This is a genomic window from Tenacibaculum sp. Cn5-46, from assembly GCF_022347705.1.
Classification (GTDB): domain Bacteria; phylum Bacteroidota; class Bacteroidia; order Flavobacteriales; family Flavobacteriaceae; genus Polaribacter; species Polaribacter aiptasiae.
Genome location: NZ_JAKRGD010000005.1, coordinates 86,915 through 111,180, shown reverse-complemented (window position 1 = coordinate 111,180; position 24,266 = coordinate 86,915). Strand labels below are relative to the sequence as shown.

General features: G+C 30.3%; 27 protein-coding genes. 18 read left to right on the top strand and 9 right to left on the bottom strand.

The features are described 5' to 3' along the window. Window positions 1–30 precede the first annotated feature (30 nt). Both MHN29_RS11215 and serA read left to right on the top strand, forming a co-directional pair. The gene (locus MHN29_RS11215) at window positions 31–843 is read left to right on the top strand and encodes a hypothetical protein (protein ID WP_235275758.1); all 813 of its coding nucleotides are present in this window, start codon (window positions 31–33) and stop codon (window positions 841–843) included. A gap of 152 nt (window positions 844–995) precedes the next feature. Continuing rightward, window positions 996–2,888 carry a phosphoglycerate dehydrogenase gene (gene serA / locus MHN29_RS11210; RefSeq protein ID WP_235275757.1) on the top strand — a complete coding sequence of 631 codons (1,893 nt, stop codon included), beginning with the start codon at window positions 996–998 and terminating at the stop codon, window positions 2,886–2,888. Between the two features lie 51 nt (window positions 2,889–2,939). Here the strand turns inward: serA and MHN29_RS11205 are convergent, their stop codons facing one another. Continuing rightward, window positions 2,940–3,713, bottom strand: coding sequence for an IclR family transcriptional regulator (locus MHN29_RS11205; protein ID WP_235275756.1), 774 nt, complete (start codon window positions 3,711–3,713; stop codon window positions 2,940–2,942). Window positions 3,714–3,863: 150 nt separating this feature from the next. Here MHN29_RS11205 and kynU point away from each other — a divergent pair, with 150 nt between their 5' ends. Genes kynU through MHN29_RS11130 form a run of 15 tightly spaced genes read left to right on the top strand, consistent with a single transcriptional unit; the run spans window position 3,864 to window position 15,050 of the window. After that, complete coding sequence (gene kynU / locus MHN29_RS11200) at window positions 3,864–5,123, top strand: kynureninase (RefSeq protein ID WP_235275755.1); 1,260 nt, start codon at window positions 3,864–3,866, stop codon at window positions 5,121–5,123. Then, entirely contained in the window at window positions 5,120–5,554 is a 435-nt protein-coding gene (locus tag MHN29_RS11195) for an SRPBCC domain-containing protein (RefSeq protein ID WP_235275754.1), read from the top strand. Before kynU ends, MHN29_RS11195 begins: the two co-directional genes overlap by 4 nt. A 9-nt stretch (window positions 5,555–5,563) precedes the next feature. After that, window positions 5,564–6,976 carry an NAD(P)/FAD-dependent oxidoreductase gene (locus MHN29_RS11190; protein ID WP_235275753.1) on the top strand — a complete coding sequence of 471 codons (1,413 nt, stop codon included), beginning with the start codon at window positions 5,564–5,566 and terminating at the stop codon, window positions 6,974–6,976. 46 nt (window positions 6,977–7,022) lie between these two features. Then, complete coding sequence (locus MHN29_RS11185; RefSeq protein ID WP_235275752.1) at window positions 7,023–7,343, top strand: GIY-YIG nuclease family protein; 321 nt, start codon at window positions 7,023–7,025, stop codon at window positions 7,341–7,343. A 35-nt stretch (window positions 7,344–7,378) separates the two neighbouring features. Continuing rightward, window positions 7,379–7,903: a DUF1697 domain-containing protein gene (locus MHN29_RS11180; protein ID WP_235275751.1), complete on the top strand. Its 525-nt coding sequence runs from the start codon at window positions 7,379–7,381 to the stop codon at window positions 7,901–7,903. A gap of 5 nt (window positions 7,904–7,908) precedes the next feature. Further along, complete coding sequence (locus MHN29_RS11175; RefSeq protein ID WP_150900691.1) at window positions 7,909–8,319, top strand: RidA family protein; 411 nt, start codon at window positions 7,909–7,911, stop codon at window positions 8,317–8,319. An 11-nt stretch (window positions 8,320–8,330) separates the two neighbouring features. Next, the gene (locus tag MHN29_RS11170) at window positions 8,331–9,020 is read left to right on the top strand and encodes a phytanoyl-CoA dioxygenase family protein (RefSeq protein ID WP_235275853.1); all 690 of its coding nucleotides are present in this window, start codon (window positions 8,331–8,333) and stop codon (window positions 9,018–9,020) included. A gap of 1 nt (window position 9,021) precedes the next feature. Continuing rightward, a complete protein-coding gene (locus MHN29_RS11165) occupies window positions 9,022–9,480 on the top strand; it encodes a hypothetical protein (protein WP_235275750.1) in 459 nt (152 codons plus the stop codon). Then, complete coding sequence (locus MHN29_RS11160; RefSeq protein ID WP_235275749.1) at window positions 9,473–10,918, top strand: aldehyde dehydrogenase; 1,446 nt, start codon at window positions 9,473–9,475, stop codon at window positions 10,916–10,918. Before MHN29_RS11165 ends, MHN29_RS11160 begins: the two co-directional genes overlap by 8 nt. Continuing rightward, window positions 10,911–11,129, top strand: a complete 219-nt coding sequence (locus MHN29_RS11155; RefSeq protein ID WP_235275748.1) for a DUF6500 family protein — start codon at window positions 10,911–10,913, stop codon at window positions 11,127–11,129. The genes MHN29_RS11160 and MHN29_RS11155 overlap by 8 nt, the downstream gene beginning before the upstream one ends. A 2-nt stretch (window positions 11,130–11,131) precedes the next feature. Next, window positions 11,132–11,908 carry an SDR family oxidoreductase gene (locus MHN29_RS11150; protein WP_235275747.1) on the top strand — a complete coding sequence of 259 codons (777 nt, stop codon included), beginning with the start codon at window positions 11,132–11,134 and terminating at the stop codon, window positions 11,906–11,908. Window positions 11,909–11,921: 13 nt separating this feature from the next. Next, window positions 11,922–12,452 (top strand): 3-hydroxyanthranilate 3,4-dioxygenase, encoded by a 531-nt coding sequence (locus MHN29_RS11145; protein WP_150900696.1) that lies wholly within the window; start codon window positions 11,922–11,924, stop codon window positions 12,450–12,452. Window positions 12,453–12,493: 41 nt separating this feature from the next. Further along, a complete protein-coding gene (locus MHN29_RS11140; protein WP_235275746.1) occupies window positions 12,494–12,859 on the top strand; it encodes a PaaI family thioesterase in 366 nt (121 codons plus the stop codon). A 1-nt stretch (window position 12,860) separates the two neighbouring features. Beyond that, on the top strand, window positions 12,861–13,943 hold the full coding sequence (locus MHN29_RS11135; RefSeq protein WP_235275745.1) for an amidohydrolase family protein: 1,083 nt from the start codon (window positions 12,861–12,863) through the stop codon (window positions 13,941–13,943). Next, the gene (locus MHN29_RS11130; protein WP_235275744.1) at window positions 13,944–15,050 is read left to right on the top strand and encodes a hypothetical protein; all 1,107 of its coding nucleotides are present in this window, start codon (window positions 13,944–13,946) and stop codon (window positions 15,048–15,050) included. On the opposite strand, the gene MHN29_RS11125 is transcribed toward MHN29_RS11130, so the two are convergent. Genes MHN29_RS11125 through MHN29_RS11110 form a run of 4 tightly spaced genes read right to left on the bottom strand, consistent with a single transcriptional unit; the run spans window position 15,045 to window position 20,148 of the window. Beyond that, window positions 15,045–16,445: a TolC family protein gene (locus MHN29_RS11125; RefSeq protein ID WP_235275743.1), complete on the bottom strand. Its 1,401-nt coding sequence runs from the start codon at window positions 16,443–16,445 to the stop codon at window positions 15,045–15,047. The two genes, MHN29_RS11130 and MHN29_RS11125, sit on opposite strands and share 6 nt — an antisense overlap. Further along, window positions 16,445–17,803 (bottom strand): HlyD family secretion protein, encoded by a 1,359-nt coding sequence (locus MHN29_RS11120; RefSeq protein WP_235275742.1) that lies wholly within the window; start codon window positions 17,801–17,803, stop codon window positions 16,445–16,447. The genes MHN29_RS11125 and MHN29_RS11120 overlap by 1 nt, the downstream gene beginning before the upstream one ends. A 13-nt stretch (window positions 17,804–17,816) precedes the next feature. Beyond that, window positions 17,817–19,478: a peptidase domain-containing ABC transporter gene (locus MHN29_RS11115; RefSeq protein ID WP_235275741.1), complete on the bottom strand. Its 1,662-nt coding sequence runs from the start codon at window positions 19,476–19,478 to the stop codon at window positions 17,817–17,819. Further along, window positions 19,468–20,148, bottom strand: coding sequence for a TetR/AcrR family transcriptional regulator (locus MHN29_RS11110; protein WP_235275740.1), 681 nt, complete (start codon window positions 20,146–20,148; stop codon window positions 19,468–19,470). The genes MHN29_RS11115 and MHN29_RS11110 overlap by 11 nt, the downstream gene beginning before the upstream one ends. 188 nt (window positions 20,149–20,336) lie before the next feature. Here MHN29_RS11110 and MHN29_RS11105 point away from each other — a divergent pair, with 188 nt between their 5' ends. After that, complete coding sequence (locus MHN29_RS11105; RefSeq protein ID WP_235275739.1) at window positions 20,337–21,884, top strand: peptide MFS transporter; 1,548 nt, start codon at window positions 20,337–20,339, stop codon at window positions 21,882–21,884. Between the two features lie 67 nt (window positions 21,885–21,951). On the opposite strand, the gene MHN29_RS11100 is transcribed toward MHN29_RS11105, so the two are convergent. From MHN29_RS11100 to MHN29_RS11085, 4 genes are read right to left on the bottom strand one after another with little or no spacing between them, the layout of a single operon-like run. Beyond that, window positions 21,952–22,581 carry a YceI family protein gene (locus MHN29_RS11100; RefSeq protein WP_235275738.1) on the bottom strand — a complete coding sequence of 210 codons (630 nt, stop codon included), beginning with the start codon at window positions 22,579–22,581 and terminating at the stop codon, window positions 21,952–21,954. A 9-nt stretch (window positions 22,582–22,590) separates the two neighbouring features. Next, complete coding sequence (locus tag MHN29_RS11095; protein WP_150900706.1) at window positions 22,591–22,848, bottom strand: acyl-CoA-binding protein; 258 nt, start codon at window positions 22,846–22,848, stop codon at window positions 22,591–22,593. Window positions 22,849–22,869: 21 nt separating this feature from the next. Next, complete coding sequence (locus tag MHN29_RS11090; protein ID WP_235275737.1) at window positions 22,870–23,664, bottom strand: phosphatidate cytidylyltransferase; 795 nt, start codon at window positions 23,662–23,664, stop codon at window positions 22,870–22,872. Between the two features lie 9 nt (window positions 23,665–23,673). Next, window positions 23,674–24,264 (bottom strand): hypothetical protein, encoded by a 591-nt coding sequence (locus MHN29_RS11085; RefSeq protein ID WP_150900708.1) that lies wholly within the window; start codon window positions 24,262–24,264, stop codon window positions 23,674–23,676. Window positions 24,265–24,266 lie beyond the last annotated feature (2 nt).

Sequence of the window (24,266 nt, the reverse complement as noted above, 5' to 3'; positions counted from 1 at the left end):
GGGTGTAAACATAAAAGTTATTTTTGTGTAATGAAGCTTTTAAAAATTATATTAGATTTCTATATAAACTCTAGTATTCATGTTGCATTAGCAGTATTTGCTTTTGTTAGAATTACCCAATTGTATTTTAATTTATCATACAATGAATCACTAGATTATTTTATCTTTTATGGAACAATTACGGGGTATAATTTTGTGAAATATGCAGGAGTAGCAAAATTACATCATAGAAGTTTAACAACTCATTTAAAAATTATTCAAATTTTTTCATTGATTTGCTTCTTATTGTTATGCTATTATACCTGGCAACTTTCAATAAAAACATTGTTGTTAATTATGCCTTTTGGCTTTTTAACTTTGTTATATGCAGTTCCTTTTCTAAGTGGCTTTCAAAAGAATTTAAGGAGTATAGGATATTTGAAAATTATAATTGTTGCTTTAGTATGGACGGGAACAACAGTTGTTCTTCCGATTTATGATACTGACTTAGGATTTTCGTATAATGTTGTTTTGATTTCAATACAGCGTTTTTTGTTGGTAGTGACCTTAATATTGCCTTTTGATATAAGAGATGTAAAATATGATGCCATTTCACTACAAACTATTCCTAAAAAGATAGGAGTTCAAAATACAAAGAAGTTGGGTTACGTATTGTTAACGATGTGTTTAGTGTTAGAGTTTTTTATAAGTTCTAGTATTGAATTTAGGATTTCGTTTTTGGTAATTTATTCACTTTTATTGATTTTATTGTTTAAATCTTCGGAAAATCAATCGAAATATTACAGTTCTTTTATAGTGGAAGCTATTCCGATTTTTTGGTTTCTTTTTCTTTCTGTTTTTTAGTTTTTTAACGGATAAACTTCATTTCTAAAAGGAATAATAGGTGAATATGAAAATGTTATCATTTTGTGATACTTTTTTTGCCTATCATTTGTACTTTAGTGGAGTCAAAAACATACAACACAACAACAAAAAAAAGAGTAAAAATTTGTAACATGAACTTAGTAAAACGAAATTTCGTTTTCGATTTCGATAGTACTCTAACAAGAGTAGAAGCATTAGATGTTTTAGCAGAAATCACTTTGGTAGGAAATCCAAAGAAGGAAGAAATTATTCAGGAGATTACAGAAATAACCAATCAAGGAATTGATGGAGAAATTTCATTTCCTCAATCTTTAGAAAAGCGTATTCAATTATTGAATGCTAAAAAATCTGATTTATCCTTGTTAATAGGTGAATTAAAAAAACATGTTTCCTCATCTATTGAAAGAAATAAAGAGTTTTTTGAGAGTTTTTCTGATGATATTTATGTGATATCTGCTGGTTTTAAGGAGTTTATAGACCCAATAGTTGCAGAGTATAATATTCCATCAGAGAGGGTCTTTGCAAATACCTTTCAGTTTGATGAAAATGAGAATATTATAGGTTTTGATAAGGAGAATTCTTTGTCAAAACATAATGGGAAAATAGAATGTCTTCAAAAATTGAACTTAGATGGAGAGGTTCAAGTTATTGGAGATGGTTATAGTGATGCAGTAACAAAAGAAGCGGGGGTTGCAGATAAGTTTTTTGCTTATACAGAAAATGTGTTAAGAGATAAAACAGTAGCCAATGCTGATCATGTTACGCCAAATTTAGATGAATTTTTATACGTGAACAAGTTGCCTAGAAATATATCATATCCAAAGAATAGAATAAAGATTTTATTATTAGAAAATGTGCATCCAGATGCTTTTACTAAGTTATCGAGTGATGGATTTACAGTTGAAACAGTGTCAAGAAGTTTGTCGGAAGATGAATTGATTGAAAAGTTACAGGATGTCCATGTTTTAGGAATCCGTTCAAAAACACAAGTAACAAAACGTGTAATTGAAGCTGCTGAAAAATTAATGGTTGTTTCTGCATTTTGTATTGGAACCAAACAGATAGATTTAGAAGCGTGTAAGGAAAATGGGATTGTAGTTTTTAATGCACCCTATAGTAATACACGTTCGGTAGTTGAGTTGGCTATTGGGGAAATTATTATGCTAATGCGTAGTGTATTTAAACGAAGTACAGAACTACACAATGGGCAATGGAATAAAACAGCGCAAGGTTCAAGAGAGGTACGTGGTAAAAAACTAGGAATTGTTGGTTATGGAAACATAGGGAAACAATTATCAGTTTTAGCAGAGGCTTTGGGTATGGATGTGTACTATTATGATGTTGAAGATAAATTGGCTTTAGGAAATGCAACAAGAATAAATAGTTTAAAAGAATTGTTGAGTATTTCAGATGTAGTTACTTTACATATAGATGATAATGCGGCAAATAAAAACTTTATAGGAGAAGAAGAGATTAACTATATGAAAGATGGAGCGCATTTAGTGAATCTTTCAAGAGGTTTTGTGGTAGATATAGAAGCGTTAGTAAAAGCATTGAAGTCAGGTAAATTGGCAGGTGCAGCAGTTGATGTATATCCAGAAGAACCAAGAAAAAACGGTGATTTTTATACCCAATTAAAAGGATTAGATAATGTGATTTTAACACCGCATGTTGGAGGAAGTACTGAAGAGGCTCAAAAAGATATTGCTGATTTTGTTCCTGGTAAAATCATGGCTTATATCAATTCAGGAAATACAGTAGATGCTGTTAATTTTCCTAATATAAGGTTACCTCGTCAAACAAATGCTCATCGATTTTTACATATTCATAAAAATGTGCCAGGAGTGATGGCGAAAATAAACAAAGTGTTGGCAAAATATGAGTTAAACATTACTGGTCAATATTTATCAACAGATTCTAAAGTAGGGTATGTAATTACTGATGTTGATAAAGAATATAATGAAGAAGTAATTGAAAAACTTCGTAAAGTAGAAGGAACTCTAAGATTTAGAGTACTTTATTAAAAAAAATATAATTTTAAAGAAAGCGCCTTGTAATATTTACAAGGCGTTTTTTTATAATGAATCAAAATCTTGTAAAGAGTTTTCGATAATAGAAGCCCCCTTCTGTAATATAGTAATATAGTTTTGGACGTTATCAATTCTAAATCGACTAGAAGGCCCTGAAGCACTAAGACTAGCTATAATATTTCCTTTTTTATTAAAAATAGGTATAGCTATGCAAATAAGTCCTAGTTCAAATTCTTCTAAATCTAGTGCGTATTTTTGATTTTGTATCGTTTGTAAACTGTTTTTTAGTTCAGTTTTTTTGGTAATTGTATTTTGAGTAAAAGAATTTAAAGTGTTGTTTTTGAAATAATCATCTTGCTTTTCTGAAGAAGAAAAAGCTAGTAGTAATTTACCAGAAGCAGTAGCATGAATAGGTTGATAAGATCCAATAGAAGTGCTAATTTTTAATCCTTGCAAACTATCGGCTTTATTAATGTAAAAAACTTGATGGTCTTTTAGTGTGCCTAATAAAACGGTTTCTTGAATTTCTAAGGCAACATTTTTAATAGGTTGGTTGGTAATGGTAATCAAAGATTGATACAAAGAAACACGATTACCAAGTTCAAAAAGTTTACTTCCTAAACGATATTTTTCATTTTCATTTTGATGTATAACATTTAATGAAACTAATGTGCTTAAGAGTCTGTGTACTGTACTCTTGTTATAACCTGTTTTGTAGGCTAGTTCTCGAACACCCCATTCTTTTTTATCATTTGTAAAAGCATCTAAAAGAATAAAAGCTTTAATAATAGATTGGTTTAAGTTCTTGTTATCCATCATATTTTAAAAAATCATTTTTGCTAATGTAAGAAAAAAGTGTAAATTTATAAAACACCGTTTCAAATAATGAAACACTTTAGTTTTTCAATTTGCTTGTAAATGAATTATCTTTAGTGTTTCTAAGAAAAGGTTTTTTGAAAAAAAAGAAACATGTATAAAGCAACACTTGATTACGCGCAAGAGCAGGATAAAAAAGATAAATTAGCTTATTTAAGAGAGCAATTTCATATACCAAAAGATAAAGAAGGAAACGATTGGTTATATTTTACGGGGAATTCTTTAGGGTTGCAACCAAAGTCAACTCAAAAGTATATTCAACAAGAATTAGATGATTGGGCAAAATATGGGGTAGAAGGACATTTTGAAGCAAAAAATCCATGGTTACCATATCATGAGTTCTTAACAGATAGTATGTCTAAAATTGTAGGAGCTAAGCCGTTGGAAGTTGTGGTGATGAATACGTTAACTACAAACCTTCACTTGCTAATGGTCTCTTTTTATCAGCCAACAAAAAAGAAATACAAGATAGTAATAGAAAGTGATGCATTTCCATCTGACAGGTATGCAGTTCAATCACAATTAAAGTTTCATGGGTTTGATGTAGAAGATGGTTTAGTTGAATGGAAGCCAAGAGAAGGAGAAGAGCTGTTAAGGATTGAAGATCTAGAACAGATTGTTTCTGAGCAAGGAGATGAAATAGCGTTATTGTTAATAGGTGGAGTAAATTATTATACAGGACAATATTTAGATTTAAAACGTATAGCAGAAATAGGTCATGCTAAAAACTGTTTTGTAGGAATAGATTTAGCACATGGTGCAGGAAATATTTCACCAGAATTACACAATTCGGGAGTAGATTTTGCAGCTTGGTGTACTTATAAATATTTAAATTCTGGTCCAGGAAGTTTAGCAGGGTTGTTTGTGCATGAAAAGCATGCAAAAAATAAAGAGTTGCCTCGTTTTGCAGGTTGGTGGAATCATAATAAAGAAACGCGATTCAATATGCGTCAACCATTTGATGTAATGGACGGAGCAGAAGGGTGGCAATTATCGAATCCACCAATATTATCTATGGCAGCAATTAGGGCATCTTTAGATATGTTTAACGATGTTGGAATGGAAGCTTTACGTGAAAAGTCGGAAAGGCTGACAGGATATTTTGAGTTCTTGATTAATCAAATAGATACAGATAGAATTAAAGTTATTACCCCATCAAATCCAAAAGAGAGAGGGTGTCAGTTGTCAATTCAGGTACAAAATGCTGATAAAAGTTTACATAAAAAGTTGACAGAGAATAATATAATTACTGATTGGAGAGAGCCAGATGTTATACGATGTGCACCAGTACCAATGTATAATAGTTTTGAAGATGTATTTAAAATGGTAGAAATCTTAAAAAGTTTATTATGAGTTTAGAAGTTCATGTAAAAGATGTTGTAAGAAGAAATCTAGAAGATGTTTTCAATGCTATAGTTGATAAAGAAAGGATTTCGAAATATTTTGTTTCTGAAGCAAGTGCGAACTTAGTTGAAGGAACTGAAGTGAAATGGGAGTGGAAAGATTTTGGTGCAGAATGTATGGTAAGTGTATTATCCGTAACAGAAAATAAAGAAATTGTTTTTAGTTGGGCAGGTAATCAAATTGTAACTGAGGTAGAAATGAAATTTACCAGTAATGATGCTACTACTACAGAGGTTAATATAACTGAAAAAAGTTATGAGAATACTGCAGAAGGAATAAAGAAAACAATGCAACAAACACAGGGTTGGACAGATTTTTTATGTTCACTAAAAGCATATTTGTATACAGGTATCAACCTGAGAAACGGAAAAATGAATTAATTCAGTTTTATGAATAAAAAAGATAATATAGTAGTAATAGGAGCTGGTTTATGTGGTTCGTTATTGGCTTTACGTTTAGCGCAAAGAGGATATAAAGTAGCAATGTATGAGAGTCGACCAGATTTACGTACAACAGATATATCAGCAGGGCGTTCGATTAATTTGGCATTGTCAGATAGAGGTTTTAAAGCTTTACGTTTGGCAGGAGTAGAAGAAAAAGCAAGAGAGATTTGCATTCCAATGTATGGACGTTTAATACATGATACAGAGGGAAATACATTTGCTTCAAATTATTCAGGTAGAAATGGTGAATATATCAATTCAATTTCTAGAGGAGATTTAAATGGGATCCTATTAACAGAAGCAGAAAATCATGAAAATGTAACGATACATTTTAATAAAAAATGTACTTCAGTAGATGTAGAAAATACAATAATTCATTTTAAAGATTACGAAACTAAAGAAGAGTTTTCAGTAAATGCAGATGTTGTTTTTGGAACAGACGGTGCCGGTTCTATACTGCGAAAAAGCTATTATTTAGAAAGAAAGTTTTTATTTAGTTATTCGCAAAACTATTTAACACATGGATATAAGGAGTTAGAGATTCCGGCAGATGCTTTAGGGAAACATCAAATAAGTAAAGATCATTTACATATTTGGCCTAGAGGGAAGTATATGTTAATAGCATTGCCAAACTTAGATGGGAGTTTTACAGTTACCTTGTTTTTAAGTTATGACGAAGGAGAATACAATTTTAATAACTTAACAACAGAAGAAAAAATTACAGAGTTTTTTGAAAAAGAGTTTCCAGATGCATTAAAGCTGATACCAAGCATAAAAGATGAATTTTTTAACAATCCTACAGGAGCGCTAGGAACAGTTAAGTGTTCACCGTGGTCTTATAAGGGTAATACCTTGCTTATGGGAGATGCAGCTCATGCAATAGTACCTTTTTATGGACAAGGAATGAATGCTTCTTTCGAGGATGTAACAGTTTTTGATGAAATATTAGATACATGTGAAGGTAGTTGGGAAGAGGTATTTAAGGAATATCAAAAGCAAAGAAAGGAAGATACTGATGCAATTGCAGATTTAGCAATAGATAATTATTATGAAATGCGAGATCATGTAGCAAATCCATTGTTTAAACAAAAACGAAAAATAGAAATGGATTTGGAAAGTAATTTTCCTACAGAGTATTTCTCAAAATATTCAATGGTTACTTTTAATGATGAAATTTCATATTCAAAAGCAATGAAAAAAGGAAGAGCTCAGGATAAAGCTCTATTGAATCTTATTGCAGATAATGAAGTAACTACTTCTTTAGATATGACAAAAGAAGAGTTGGTTGTAGTATTAAAAAAGGTACAGGAAGAAACAAACGAAATTCTAGAAGAAGATAAAGTAGCAGGTTTAAAATAATTGTCACCTCGAGCGCAGTCGAGAGGTTATGTTAGATAGGCTAAAAATGAAAGGGTATTATGTGTATATTTTAAAATGTTCTGATGAATTCCTCTATACAGGAATGACCAATAATATGGAAAGAAGGCTTAAAGAACATAATGAAGGATTGAATAAAAATTGTTTTACTTTCAAAAGAAGACCTTTGCAGTTAATGTTTCATCAAAAATTTGAAGATGTAAATGAGGCAATATATTTTGAAAAGAAAATAAAAAAATGGAGTAGACAGAAAAAAATGTCTTTGATTAATGGGGATTACAATATGTTAGAAATTTTATCAGAATGTAGAAATGCTACACATTATAAATATAAAACTCTAAAAAACTAGTTCTAGACTGCGCTCGAACTGACAAAATAAGAAATATGAAAACATACATTGTTTTATTACGTGGAATAAATGTCTCGGGAAAAAATAAAATTCCAATGGCAGAATTACGAGAGTTGTTAAACAGCCTCGATTTTAAAAATGTTCAAACCTATATTCAAAGTGGTAATATTATTTTAGAGTCGGGAGAAACAAAAGAAACTATTAGCAAGAAGATTAAACAAGGTATACATGAAAAGTACGAGTATGATGTTCCGGTAATAGTTAGAACCGTAAGCGAATGGGAAAAAGCAATTAAAGCATATCCTTTTTCTATAGAGAATGAAAAAATAGTGGCTTTTTCATTTTTAAATATAATGTCTAGCCAAACAGAAATTGAAGTTAAAGGAATAAAAGAAGATCAGTATAAAATAGATAAAGATGTAGTTTATCTGCACTGCCCATCAGGTTTTGGGAAAACAAAATTGACTAATAATATTCTTGAGAAGAAGTTAGATGTAATAGCCACAACAAGAAATTATAAAACAACAGTAAAGTTGCTCGAAATGGCAACAAACGAATAAAGGAAATGGATAGTAAAGTAATCAAAGGGAAAGCAATACCAAGAGGAAAATTTCCACATGTAAAACAAGTAGGAGATTTTATATATGTATCAGGTACAAGTTCAAGAAGACCAGACAATTCTTTTGAAGGAGTAGAAGTAGATGAATTTGGAACTACAAACTTAGATATAAGAAAACAAACAAGAGCAGTTATAGAAAATATAAGAGATATTTTACAGGAAGTAGGAGCTGATTTATCTGATATTGTAGATGTAACTTCATTTCTGGTAAATATGAATGATTTTGGAGGTTATAATGAAGTATATGCAGAGTATTTCGATTATAACGGACCAACTAGAACAACAGTTGCTGTGCATCAATTACCGCATCCACATTTATTGATAGAAATTAAAGTGGTGGCTTATAAAAAACAATAAATCTTTTGGAGGTGTTCATTCAAAATAAAGAAGAGTTAGCCTATAAAGGGTATTCAATTACTAAACAAGTCTTTAGTAAAAAGGAATTATTAGCCTTAATTAGTTTGATTGAAGAATCAGAAAAGAGTTATGCAATTAGACAGCTGATTAACAAAGTACCTAAAGTGCAAGAGTTAGTTTTTAAAAATGAAAAATTTAAAAACTTATATAAATCAATTTGTGGTGAAGATTACTTTTTGTCGAAAGCAATATTTTTTAATAAACCTGCAAAGTCAAATTGGTTTGTAAGTCATCATCAGGATTTGAGTATAAGTGTTGAAAACAAAGTTGAAACAGAAAAATATTCAAACTGGACAAATAAGAATGGGCAACTAGGAGTGATTCCACCAAAAGAAATTTTAGAAAATACGGTTACATTTAGAATACATTTGGATGAGACTAATGAAACTAATGGAGCATTAAGAGTGATAGCTAAATCTCATAAAAAAGGAATTATTAGAGTAGATGAAAAGTTTGATAAAAATGCTTTAGGGGAAGAGAAAGTGTGTCGGGTAATTGAAGGAGGAGTTATGCTGATGAAGCCTTTATTATTACATGCGTCTTCAAAATCAACATCTTTAAAGGATAGAAGAGTTATTCATTTAGAATTTTGTAATCAAGAAATTCCAATGGGATGGCTTGAAAGAAAATGTGTTATATAACATGAGAAAACTATTGATAAGACCTCACGTGTTTTTTTGGGGAGTAATTCCAATAATATTATTGGCTGGAATGTATAGGGTTAATGATAGTATAGAAGGTTTTTTAGATATAAATGTTCATGATACATATTTTGTTGTAGATAGATTGCATTTGTTAGGTTTTATGGTGTTTTTATTTGTTTTACTAGGCTTAGGTTATTGGGGAGCATATGTGAATAAACGAAAATTAATTAACGGAATAACATTTTTACATATTTTGTTGACTTTTATAAGTTTGATAAGTTTTTTAATTATTTTATTCTTTCCAACAAAGAATGAAATAATTAGTAACAATGCAATGTTTGATTCATTGGAAATAGCAAATATAGTTTTGACTTTCAGTTTTTTGCTTTTTTTAATAGGGCAATTATTTTACCCCATAAACATTTTATCAGCTTTAATAAGGAAAAAGAATGATTAATATAAAGAATTATATAAACGGAGAATTTCAATCGCCAATTAAGGGAGAATATATAGATAATTATAATCCGTCAGTTGGAGAGGTTTATGGACAGATACCAAATTCAACAAAAGAAGATGTAGAATTAGCTTATAAATCAGCAGAGTCTGCTTTTAAAGAGTGGTCAAATACTACTTTAGAAGAAAGAAGTAATATTTTGTCTAGAATAGCCCAGCTAATTCAAGAAAAATTACCTGAATTAGCTAAAGCAGAAGCAAAAGATAATGGAAAACCTTTAAGTTTAGCAACAGCGATAGATATACCAAGAGCTTCATCTAATTTTCAGTTTTTTGCTAATGCAATAACTCAATTTTCTTCTGAAGCACATGAAAGTATTGGGTTAGGAGCAATGAACTTTACATTGCGTCAACCAATAGGAGTAGTTGGTTGTATATCGCCATGGAATTTACCGTTGTATTTATTTACTTGGAAAATAGCTCCAGCTATTGCGGCAGGAAACTGTGTAGTAGCAAAACCAAGTGAAGTAACTCCGATGACTGCTTATTTGTTAGGAGAAATATGTAACGAAGCAGGTTTACCAAAAGGAGTATTAAATATAGTACATGGGTTAGGAGGAACAACAGGGCAAGCAATTGTAGAGCATCCAAATATTAAAGCGATATCATTTACAGGAGGAACAGCCACAGGAGCACATATAGCTCGAGTAGCAGCTCCAATGTTTAAAAAGCTTTCTTTAGAATTAGGAGGAAAGAACCCTAATATCATATTTGCAGATTGTGATTATGATAAAATGTTAGCAACTACAGTACGTTCATCATTTGCGAATCAAGGACAAATTTGTTTATGTGGAAGTAGAATTCTTGTGGAAGAAAATATCTACGAACAGTTTAAAAAAGATTTTGTTCAGAAAGTAGCTGAGTTAAAAGTTGGAAATCCATTTGATGAGGATACTAATGTAGGAGCCTTAGTGTCAAAACAGCATTTAGAGAAAGTGAAATCCTATATAGAAATAGCGGAAGAAGAAGGTGGAAAAATGCTTTTTGGAGGAGAAACAGTTACAATTAAAGGAAGTGAGGAGGGATATTATTTACAACCAACAATTATAGAAGTTCAAAGTAATGATTGTAAACTCAATCAAGAAGAAATTTTTGGACCAGTTGTAACAATAATGTCTTTTAAAACTGAGGAAGAAGCACTTTCGCTAGCCAATAATGTAAAATACGGATTGTCATCAACTTTATGGACTAACAATTTAAATAGGACCATGCAATTTAGTAAGCAATTACATGCAGGTATTGTTTGGGTGAATACATGGTTGTTACGAGATTTAAGAACACCGTTTGGAGGACAAAAAGATAGTGGGGTTGGAAGAGAAGGAGGATTCGAAGCTTTACGATTCTTTACCGAGCCTAAAAATGTTTGTATTAAATATGAATAAAGAAATAAGGCAAAAAATTGTAAGAATTTGCGATGAAAAGATAGCTAAGAAAGGAGAGAATGTTGGAGTGTCTTTTTATGCATTTTTCAAAAATAAAAATGACAATCCAGAATTGTTAATGGAAGTAGTAACCTGGTGGATACAAAAACATAGGTTAGATCACTTTGAAAAAGCAATTAAAATAAAAACAATGATTTGTAATAACGATTAGAAATGAATTTAAATATAGATAATAAAAACGCATTAGTTTGCGGTAGTACTCAAGGGATAGGAAAAGCATCGGCAATACAGTTGGCAGAAGAAGGAGTAAATGTAACGTTAATAGCTCGTAATGAAGAAAAGTTAAAAGCAGTATTGGCAGAATTACCAAATAAAAACCAGAATCATAATTATATCGTAGCTGATTTTTCTAATCCATTAAAGCTAAAAGAAAAAATTGAAGCTTCTGATTTAAATTTTCATATTCTAGTAAATAATACAGGAGGGCCAGCAGGAGGGCCAGTATTTAATGCGCAATTAGACGAATTTGAAAGAGCGTTTACGCAACATTTAAAATGTAATCATGTATTGGTTCAAGCTTTAGTTCCGTTTATGAAAGAAGCAGAATATGGTAGAATTATTAATGTAATATCAACTTCTGTGAAACAACCGTTAGATGGATTAGGAGTTTCGAATACAATCCGAGGAGCGGTAGCAAATTGGTCAAAAACGTTAGCAAATGAGTTAGGGCAGTTTAATATTACAGTAAACAATGTTTTACCAGGTGCTACAGGTACAGAGCGTTTAAATGAAATAATTAATAACAAGGCTAAAAAGACAGGTAAATCTGTAGAAGAAGTTGCTGAAACAATGAAAAATGCATCGCCAGCAAAACGTTTTGCAAAACCAGAAGAAATTGCAAATGCAGTGGTTTTCTTAGCGAGTGAGCGAGCTAGTTTTATTAACGGGATTAATGTTCCTGTAGATGGAGGAAGAACAAAATCATTATAAAATCTAAATAGTCATGAGTAAGTTAGTACAACCTTTGAATTTTAAAAAGTGGATAGATGAACATCGTCATTTGTTAAAGCCACCAGTGGGGAATAAACAAGTATGGAAAGATGGTGAATATATAGTAATGGTGGTAGGAGGTCCTAACAACCGTAAAGATTATCACTATAATGAAACACCAGAGTTTTTTTACCAAGTAGAAGGAGATATGGTATTGAAAATTATTGATGATAAAGGTGAAATGGTTGATGTAGAAATTAATGAAGGAGATATTTATTTATTACCAGGAAAAGTACCACACTCTCCACAAAGAAAAGAAAACACTGTAGGTTTGGTAATAGAGTATCCTAGAGCTGAAGGAATGATGGATGCTTTAGAATGGTACTGTGAAAATTGTGGGTCGCAATTATATAGAGAAGAATTTGCTTTAGATAATATTGAAACAGATATGCCTATAATTTTTGATAAATATTATTCAGACAAAGAAAAATGTACTTGTTCTAATTGTGGAACAGTAATGGAGGCTCCAAACAAAGTAAAATAATGATTGAGGCTGCAAAAGAGAGTTTTTTAAAACAAGGTTTTATGAAAACCTTAGGAGCGGAAATTATTCATATTGAAAAAGGACTGCTCAAAATCCGATGTAAAAAGCAAGAAGGCTTAACACAACAACATGGATTTTTTCATGCTGGAGTATTAACAAGTATAATGGATGTAGCTTGTGGGTATGCAGCCTTAACAACTATGCAAGAAGGTTCAGATGTTTTATCAGTAGAGTTTAAAACTAATTTACTGCGACCAGCAAAATCCGATGTTATCATTGCTACAGGACGTGTAGTGAAAAGCGGAAGAACCTTGGTGTTTTGCGAAGCAAAAGTTACTGATGAAAAAGAAGAAATACTATACACAACAATGCAAGGAACAATGATTTCCTTAAAACCAAACAACTAAAATGAAACGTAAATTAAGAATAAACGGACATTCACATTTATTGCCTTATCCGGAAGAGATTCCACAGTTTATGAAAGACAAAGGGATTTTTTGGGTAGACAAGGATAAAAAATATATGCTTCAAAAAAACTGGAAGCGACCAGTTACTGACTCTTCATTTTTCTTGGAAGAAAAGTTGGCTTGGATGGAGCACTTTAAAATAGATCATGCAGTAGTTTTGAATTTATCTCAGCTATATGGAAATGGTTTGCGTTTAGAGGAAATGAAGCAAGCTTTGCGTTTTCAGAACGATTTCAATGCAAGAGTACAGCACGATCATCCAAATAAATTTACTTGTGGATTTGTGGTACACCCAGGTTTTGTTAGAGGAGCTTTATGGGAAATAGAACGTTGTGTTGAGGTTTTGGGTATGAGATTGTTGTGTTTACCAACGCATTATATGGATACTATAGGTACATGGCGTTGTATTTTTGATGAAGAAAACGAACCTATTTTTGAATTAGCTAATAAGTATAATTTAGCTATTGAAATTCATCCATATGATGGGGAAAAATTTATTAAACTAGAAAATACTTCTTGGCGTTTTCATTTAATTTGGATGTTAGCACAATGTGCAGATGCTTATCATTTCTTAACGCTTAATGGATATTATGAAAAATATCCTAATATGCGTATATGTTTTGCTCATGGAGGACAATTAGCGCAAATGAATATAGGTCGTCGTATTCAAGGTTTTGATGGGCGTTCAGATTTGTTCGAGGGTAAACAACACCCAAGAAAAGCAGTAGGGCATAAGAATATCTTTTTTGATACTTTAGTACACGATACAGGTTCTTTAGAATTATTAATAAAAAACCAAGGGTCGAAGCAAGTATTAATAGGGTTAGATGATCCTTATCCATTAGGGGAAATGGAAAGTGATAAACAATCGTCATATCCAGGGAAAATATTAGATTTAGCCATCGATAGAGGTATTATTAGCGAACAAGAGAAAGATGAGATATGGGAGGATAATGTACTTCAGTGGTTGTATGGGGACGATGAAAAAGCAAAACAAAATTTAATCAATAAAATTATTCAATAAATGAATCAAGTAACACAGTTTCATAACCTATCGCATATTTGTATATCGTTCATTGGAGCTGTGTTACTATTAGCAATTTATTATAATATTAGAAAACGATTTAGAGCAGTTTTAGAAGAAGGAAATTCTATAAAAAGGGTTGATAGAGGTTTGCTTTATTTTAGTTTTGGAATGTTGGTTTGGGTGGTTTCAGGCATTTGGGCTTTTGTAGCAAATTACTTTTTATTTGAAACCACAACAAAGTATCAGATAGGAGTCAATATTTTATCTACAATAAATAACTTGTTTTGGTTGTTGGCTTTGTATTATGTATATGATGCGCCAAAGTTTATTTATAGAAATGAAAAAAATGTAAAGATTATTGCTGTAATAATTTTGGCAGTTGCGAGTATAACTTTGTTATTGTCATCAATGGTGGGTAATGAAGTGTTTTATGGAATAAAATTAGCTTCAGTACCAGATGTCCTACTTACTACCTTTTTGTGTTTTTTAATGGGAGTTTCTTTTTATAGAACTTTTATGCATCGCGATTTAAAACTAGTAGCTTTTATTTCTATTATAGCAATAACATTGTTGTTTGTTTCGCAATTATCGGATGTATTTGTGAATTTGGATGATGATTTTATGAATCAATTAATACGAATCATTGCTAAAACATCTTTGGTTTCAGTGTTTTTAGTTTTAGGAACAAGTTGGGTAATACAGTTGGCTAGTATGCCTAAACCTAATGAAATGAAAATTAGTTTTCTAGATTGGTCGTTAGTGCAGTTAAGTATTCCATCAAAAGGAATTATTAATGAAAAAATTGATTTTGGATCAAAAACAACTCAGTATAAAAACCTTATGAATTTTGCTTATAAGAGAAAGTATTTAGAGCCAGAAAAGCAATCGATAGTAGTAAATTCAGGAGGAGAAATTAAAAGTCAAACATATTTAACACGAATAATAGATAATATTAATGGGATACTATCTTTAGAGGAGGAAAATAAGTTAGAGCGCAAAGATTTAATTACTTTTATTGGAGAAAGTAAATATCGTTTGCGCATATTACCTGAATATATATCGTTTGATAAAGCTCTCTTAAAAGAATTTGAAAGAGAATTATAACGTGTTTAATTTTCCAAGTAGTTTGAAAAATTTACTTTGTGTTTTAGCAAATTTATAATTGTTTTCAATTGCCTTTAATTGAGTTTCAATTAGTTTTACTTCTCTATAATTAATTAAAAAAACAGAACTTTCTCCTAGGGTAAATTTTCTTTCTTCACTTTTTACAATAGTATTGTAATCGTTTACAAGATTTTTTAGAATATTATTTTGAGTTTCTAAAGAGGCTATTTCTTGTTCGGTAGCCTTAATTTTGTTAAGTAAACTTGTTTTTGTTGAAGCGATTTCAAAGTCTATGTCTTGTAGTTTTATTTTGGCTAACTTTAAATCACCTCTAGACTTTCTTAAAAATAAAGGGATGCTTACTTGAAGTGATTTTTTATAGTTAGCAACTTTAAAAGAATCGAAATTATTGATATCTGAGCTTAAAAGGTTGTACTGGAAATCTACTTTAGGTAACAAATTATTGATTTTTAGATTTTTGTTAATTTGTAGGTTTCTCCTCTTTAACTCTAATAATTTTAATTTAGGGTGTCCATCAATACTAGTTGAGGTATTGATAGAATTGTTTAAAAGAATTTCAATTTTTGAAAAAGTATCAGGTGTAGGAGTTATATTTTCTCTTAATACCATAGGAGTGTTGTCTCCAATCCATAAATAGTTAGATAACTCTAAAGTCGATTTAATATATTTAATTCTGGCTTTTTCTAAATCTAGTTTTCTGTTATCAAAATTTATTCGAGCCTCTAAGGTGTCAATAGCAGGTTTGTCTCCAGCATTATAACTTTTTATAACATTGTCTAATCTAAACTTAGCATTGTTTTTATAGTTTTTAAAAACATCAAAACTTTGATAGTGTTTAGCCCAATTTAAATAAGCACTAATAGAGTTGAAAAGAATATCGTTTACAACAAGTTGTTGTTCTAGTTTTCCTTGTTTTACGTATAGTTTAGCTTGTTTTAAAGCAGCCATTCTTTTATTTATAAAAAGATTTTTAGCAAGAGAAACAGAAATACCTACGTTATATAATCCATCTTCAGGAACATTTAGCTCTGGATTTAAATATTGACCTGAGTTGTTCTCATAACTACCTTTTAGTTCAATTCCATACCAAGTTGGAATTTTAAAAACTGAGTTTAATTTCTCAAAATATTCGGTGTTTTTAAATTCTTTCTTTTCAAAATCTACTTCAATTTTAGGGTCAAAAGCTCCTCTTGCTTTTAGTAATTTAGCTTCATTTGTACTTGTAATTAAATTTGCTTGTTTAATTACAGGGTGAAACTTCTTTACATATCCTAAATATTCTTCTAAGCTTAATTGATTTAAACTAGTGCTGTTTTGAGAATATGTGCAAAAACCTATAAATAAAAATATAAAAAGTAAACTCTTAAACTTCATTATTTCTTCTTCTTGTCTTTTTGATTATTATCTTTTTTTGGTTGATAGAAGTTAGGAGGGAAGCTGTTTATTTGTCTCCATAGTTCAAACCAAATAGGTACATTTTCTAATAAGGCAATGGTTTTAGCTCCAGAACCTACTCTAATAGCTTTTGGCCATGGTTGAGAATCATTGTTAGGAACAATTAACACGCGGTATTTACCATTGTCGCTAATAAAATTTTCTATTGCAATCACTTTAGCACTATAAGTACCATAAGATGCGTTAGGCCATCCACTAAAAACAATAGCAGGCCATCCATCAAATTGTACACGTACTTCTTCGTCAATATGAATAAGAGGTAAATCTATTGGTTCTATGAACATTTCTACTGCTAAATCGTAATTTGCAGGCATTATTTTAACTAAGGCTTCCCCTTCTTTAAAAGTCTCACCAATACCAGATTTTATAGCTTTATTAATGTATCCATCTTGAGGAGCGGTAACATATAATAAAGAATTTCTTTTGCTATAATTAGATAAGCTTGTTTCTAATTTAGATACTTGAACTTCTGCATCTAAAGCATTTGATTCAGCTGTGTATAAATTGCTTTCAGCCTTTGAAATTTTATCAGTATAAGATGCCTGAATACTATTTATTGCGATTTGTGCATTTAATACGTTGTTTTTAGAATTAAGCAGCTTATTTTCTTGAGAAACCAATTTAGCTGATTGTTCTTGAAGCTTTGTTCTTTTTTCTTCTACATCCTTTACAGCTTTTAAACCCTCTTTTTCAAGCATCACTGTTCTGTCAAATTGAGTTTTTGCAATTTGTAGCTTTATTTTTACAGCCGTTAAATCTATGCTATCAGTTTTAACTTTTAAATGAGATTGCTCTAATTTATTTTTAGCTTGCTGTAGTTTTAAAACACGCTCGCTTTTTAAGGCACTAATTTGTGTTTTTAAAGCAGTTACTTTGTTGTTATATGCTTTTACAGAAAGACTTTTAGAGTTTAATTGTTGTCCAGTTCTTTCGGTTAGTTTGCTGTCAAAATAATCGCTTTTTATTTCTGAGATTCTTAAAATTGTATCACCTTTTTTTACAAAAGTACCTTCTTGAACAAACCATTGCTCAATTCGCCCAGGAATTTGAGATTGTAAAGTTTGTGGACGTTGATTAGGCTTCAAAGTAGTTACTCTACCAGTACTAGAAACATTTTGTGTCCATGGCAAAAACAATATAATTGCTAGAGCAAATAAAAATCCTAGTAAAAACTTTCTAAAAAGTCTATGGTGTACTTTAGTAAAGATGACTTTACCAGATTTCAATTTGGTTACATCAATATGGTTTGAGATACTATTCGTAGATATGTTTAACATATGTATGTTCTTTTTAGTTTACAATAACTCCTTTTACAAGTGTTATTTGTTTGTTGCATTTCTTTTTCCAAGCATCATTACTGCTTACTATAATTAATCCCCAAGGTTTTGATTTGTCTGTGATGTAATCAATTATTTTTTGAGCTTCCTCTTTTTCTAATTGATCAAGAGGGTCTTCTAGTATTAGTAATTTTGGTTTGCTAATTATAGCTCTAGCTAAAATTAATTTTTTAGCTACTGTATAACCAATTAACTTACCTTCTGGTTGAATAAAAGTGTCTAAGCCGTTAGGTTGATGTTTTAGAAAATAACACAAGCCAATGGCATCAAATAATTCATAAATTTCTTCATCAGTAATTTTCTCATCACCAAAAGTTATATTTTCACGAATTGTACCTTCAAATGGAGTTTCTTCTGAAAGTGATAACCCTAAATTTGATCTATAACTATTTAATAAAAGGCTTTTTATCGATAAATTATTGATAAAGATATTTCCAGAAGTTGGTTCAATAACTCCAGCAATCATTTGCAATAAGCTAGATTTTCCTGAGCTACTTTTTCCTTGAACTAAAACTCTATCTTTTGGATTAATCGTAAAAGAAATGTCATTAAGTATAGGTGTTTCCTTTGCTGATGTTACATAGCTTGCATTTTGAATCTCTATTTTGAATTCGTCAAAATTCTCAACATTTGTTCCCTTTTGAGATTCAATAGGTTTATCTACTACTTGACCTAGTTTTTCAATTGAAGTTAATACATCGTAAAAAGATTCAAGTCCAACAATAAGTTTTTCAACAGAGTTAATAACCAATAAAATGATGATTTCTGCTGCAACGAATTGACCAATATTCATTTGTTGATTCAATACAAGGAATCCACCAATTAATAATAGTCCAGCAGTTACTATAACTTTAAAACTAATCATTTGGATATACTGAGTAACTAATACTCTAAAGTGACTTTCTCTTGACTGTAAGTATTCACTTACTAGATCATCACTTTTTTGAAGTGCTAAAGTTGTCTTACCTGATAATTTAAAGCTAATAATGGTACGAGCAATTTCTTGTAGCCAGTGTGCAACTTTATATTTGTTTTTAGATTCTTTTAAACTGGTTTCTAACCCTTTTTCTGCAGTAAATTTAAATACTACATAAATTAATAAAAGTAAAAGAATTCCAAATACAATAAAAAATGGATGATAAAAAGAAAGTAATATTAAGGCAAAAATAATTTGTAAGAATGCCGAAGGCACATCAATAAGAACTTTAGAAAGTCCTTTTTGAATAGTTAGTGTATCAAAAAATCTATTAGCCAATTCAGGGGGATAATAGTTTTCTAATTCTTTCATTTTTATTTTAGGAAATCGATAACTTAACTCAATAGAAGCTCTTGTAAATATTCGTTGTTGAATAGTTTCTATAATTCTAATTTGCATCAATTTCAAAACACCACTAAAACCTACACCACAGGTAACTAATATTACCAAAACAATCCAAGAAGCTGATACCTGAGCAGCTTGAAGTAAATTAATAATAGCTTGTATTCCTAAAGGAAGAGATAGGGCAACAATTCCTTCAAATATGGCGTAGTATCCAATTTGGAATGTGTCTTTTTTTTCAAGGTTTAATAAGCCAACAAAACGTTTCCAAGGGGTTAATGTTTTATTATCGTTCATTAGCAAGAGTGTTAAGAGTTAAGTCAATAAAAAATGATGTTGGTGTTATTTGGTCATCGCAATTCGTTAATGTTTTAAAGTGTTGTTTAATGAATTGTTGATGTAAAGCTCCTTCAATAATAGTACTAGCTAATGTTAAAGGATGTTTGTATGAAGGTGTATATTGGCTAATAATGCTAGCTAACCGTCTAACTACTTCTTTGTATAATCTAAAAAAGCCTTCTTTGTTTTCTGAATCTACTTTTTTTGTAGAATAAGATTTAGAATTTTCATCTATTACAATTCGGTTTAATAAAATCTCATTAATGTGAGAGAAATTACTATCCTGTTTAGTAGTTTTAGTAACTACTTCAATGGCTTTACTTAGCTTATCTTTTGAATCTTGAATACTATAAGTTTCAATAACTAATTGATATTGTATCCAGCCCCAGTACCATGAAGTTAGGTAGATTAATAGCTTGTGCTTACTTTCAAAATATCTATAAATAGAACTTTCGTTTGAACCTATTTTTTGACCTAGTTTTTTAAAGTTAAATTTTTCAAAACCAATTTCTTCAATAAGTACAATACTATGCTCAATAATTCTTTTTCCTAAATCGGATGTCTCAGGGTCTTTAATATAAATTCCACAAGGAATTTCAATTTTAAGATTTGAAAGTAGATTTTTCATAAATAATTATTATATCTGCAAATTTAATAGTATTACTATTAACTTAGTGAGTTAAAATGTTAAATCTTTATTAATGCTAGGTTTTTTAAGGGTTACAAAAACTCACAAAACTTATTTTTTATAACAATTTACTACAGTGTTTTAAAAAGTTTTAGTCAAAAAATAGTTTAGCTAAAACTTTTATTTATATGAAAACTTATACGTCAACAACAGATGTTTTTGGTCACCCAAGAGGACTATTGTACTTATTTTTTGCAGAATTATGGGAGCGTTTTTCCTTTTATGGTATGAGAGCTTTGTTGGTGCTTTACATGACAAAACATTTACTTTTTTCAGATGAAATGTCTTTCGGAATTTATGCAGCTTATATGTCTTTAGTGTATGTAACTCCTATGATTGGAGGAGTACTTGCTGATAAAATTTTAGGCTTTAGAAAGGCTATTATATTAGGAGGTGTTTTAATGGCTTTAGGTCACTTTTTTTTAACTTTTGAACATCCAGTGTTTTTCTATAGTTCATTATCGCTAATAATAGTAGGAAATGGTTTTTTTAAACCGAATATATCTTCTTTTGTAGGTAAGTTGTATAAGAAAGAAGATACAAGACGAGATGCAGGGTTTACAATATTTTATATGGGGGTTAATATAGGTGGAGCAGTAGCTCCATTATTATGTGCATGGTTAGCAGAATCATATGGTTGGCATTATGGATTTGTTTTAGCTGGTATAGGGATGTTAATAGGTTTATTGGTTTTTAATAATGGGCTTAAAAGAGAAGTCTTTGAAGATCACGGTTTAATTCCTAACGAAGCATTGTATAATAGAAAAAGCTTAGGGATAAAGTCAGGTAATTTAGTAACAATTGGAGCTTTTTTGTCAGTACCTATTTTTGCATTAATAGTACGTTTTCATCAATTTGAGCATTATTTGGTTTGGGTAGTTTCGCTTTTTTTAATTGTTTACTTAAGCTATATTCTAAAACAGGTTACTTTGTCAGAGCGTAAACAGTTATTAGTGGCAGTATATTTTACAGTTTTGTATACATTATTTTCGGCCATTTTTGAACAAGCAGGGAGTTCGTTGACATTATTTGTTGATAGAAATGTTAATTTAGTTTTAATGAATGCAGCTCAAACGAACAGTATAAATTCAGGTTTTATAATACTGTTGGCAATACCATTTTCAATGCTTTGGATCTTTTTAAACAAGATAAAAAGAAACCCTAACTCGGTAGTTAAATTTGGTTTAGGATTGTTCTTTTTAGGTTTAGGATTTGTTGTATTTGGTTTATCAGCTCAACAGGTAGATGAGTTTGCTAAAACGCCAATGTTTTATTTGGTGTTAGGGACTTTTGTATATACAGTAGGAGAGTTGTTTTTGTCGCCAATAGGTTTATCAAAAATGACAGAATTATCACCGTTAAAATATGTAGCTTTTATAATGGGAGTTTGGTTCTCTGCTAATTTTTACGGACATTTTTTTGCTGGAAAAATAGCTAAACTAACAGCTGTTTCTAATGGTGAGCTAGGAGTGTTTTCAAAAGGTGTCTTTGGAGAGGTTACAGAGTCTGTAACTGGTTTGTCGAGTGATGTTATAATGCAAAAAACAGAAGTGTTTAAACAGTTGTATACTTATGTGTCAGTGTATGCAAATTTTGGAATTATAGCTTCGTTAATAGGGGTATTAGTTATAATCTTTTCTTTGCCTATAAAACGAATGATGAAAGGTGTTCATTAAATAAAATATTAATCAAAAAGAAAAGCCTAAGATTTATTCTTAGGCTTTTGTATATATGTAATAAGTTTTATTTAAAAGTAGAAGTGATATTGATAGCAACTTCGTCCCAAGTTTTTGAAACACCATCTTCACCTTTGTGTAAATCTTTACAAGCTTCGTTTAAAGAAGCTAAAGCCTTTTCGGCTTTCCAATCGGTAATCTTCATTACTCCGCTTAGACTAAAGCTTTTTCCATTAATTGAATACTTAAAAGGAAGCTTTTTGGTAACTCCATTCATAGTTAAATCAGAATATCCAATAGAATCGTTTTCTAGAATTAATTTTCCAGAAAGTAATTCAGTTTTATCCATTACAGCAAAAAAGAATTTTTTGATTTTAAAATCTCTACTAGAATCTTTAGTGAAAATACTGCTAACAGGAATAGAGAATTCAGCATTATTAATAGCTTCTTTTGCTGTGTTTCCTTCTCCGTTTGAAGTAATAGTTACTTTTTTAAACTGACCGTTAACAGGAGTTTTACCAGTAGTTTTATATGCTGTCCAGTTGATAAGGTTGTCTGCATCTTGTAAAACAAAAGCAGCCTTTTTTTCTACTTTAACTTCTGGTTTAGCAGGGGCTTCTTTTTTTGCTTCCGATTTACATGATACTAAGCTACCTATAGTAGCACATATTAATAATGAAGAAATAATTTTTTTCATAAGGATTGTTTATTTTATAATTGAGTTGACTAAGTTGATATATTCTCTTTTTGCATCATCTTCACTCATTCCTTTTAATTGCATCCAAGCATTAAACTTAAAAGCATTTCTCAAGTTATCGTCGGTGTTAAAAGAAAATTGGTCTCCTTTAACAGCTTGTTTGTAATATGCATACAATTTAAGCATTATATCAGGAGGGAGTTTTTCTTTAATCCGAGAAGCTTTTTCGTAAGCTTTATTAAACTCTATATCTAGATCGTTAATCATGAAGAATGATAAGGTGTATAATTACATTATGTAATGTACATACAAATATACGAAGGGAGCAAGAAAAAACAAGCTATCTAGCCTATCTAATAGTCCACCGTGTCCTGGCATAATTGTACCACTGTCTTTTACTTTTGCTTGTCTTTTAAATTTCGATTCAACCAAATCGCCTAAAGAACCCAATATAGAAACAATAATTGCGATAACAATCCAATTTATAGTTGAGAAAACATTGGAGAATTTTGCAATTAAAATACCAGCAAGAATAGAAAAAGCCAAGCCTCCAATAAAACCTTCAATTGTTTTTTTAGGAGAAACAGATTCAAATAATTTATGCTTTCCAAAATTTTTACCAACTAAATAGGCGAAACTATCGTTAGTCCATATGATTATAATGATGTAAATAATCATATTAGGAACATAGTTATTATCTATAAAAGGTAGTTTTATTAAAAAATAAAAAGGAAGTATTAGGTATATAATATGTAATCCTAACTTCTGAATAAAACTATTGTATTTAATCGGTTTAGTGCTAATAAGTAAATAAAGTAATCCTGTTAGTCCAACTAAAGAGATTGCAATTAATGGTTCTGTCAACGAAAAAGCTGGTTGCTTTATTGATAAGAATATTATTGCAATTAAAAATACATAAGGGATAATGTTTTTAAGATTTATGATTTTTGAAAATTCATAAATACAAACTGTTGCAAAAATAGCAAGTAATCCTATATATGTTTCTGCTGAAAATAGAATAGCAGAAATAAAAATTATAGCATAAACAAGTGCAGAAATACTTCTTGTTATAAGATTGGACATATTTATATCTTAAAGGTCTTCAAAGAGCAGCAAATATAAGTTTTTTGAGTTACTATTTCCATAACTTAAAAAACTATCATCTTCAATATCTATTTTGTAATTTGTAGTAGAGCTAATATTTGTAGGAATGTTACCACTAAAGTGAGTTTTAATTCCAGTTAAGCCTTCTCCCATATTTTTAACGAGTTGACTTGTAGTAGCATAAACAATAAAGTGCTTAGAGTGAGATGATAATTTGTTGCTTCCTAGTTGGTTAGAGGAGAATAAGATGTCTCCTTTGTTAGCTATTAAATGTTCACAAGAAGTGAAAAAAGGAATAGATTCAGAAGAGTGTTTTTGGATACTAACATCTACATTTTCAACAATTTTTAATAGGTCAAAATCGGTACAAGTAACTTTTTTCCAGTTGTTTTCTTGTAGAATATGTTTTAAGTTATTGGTAACTTCTTTAATAGATGTACAGTATAAAAATTTTCCTCCTTTATTGATAAAGTTGTGTACGAAAGAATCATCTAGAGAAAGATTGACCTCTTGTTCGTTAATCTTTTTTTCTCTAGATGATTCTGTATATGATTTAAATAATTTTTTAAAAAAACTCATTA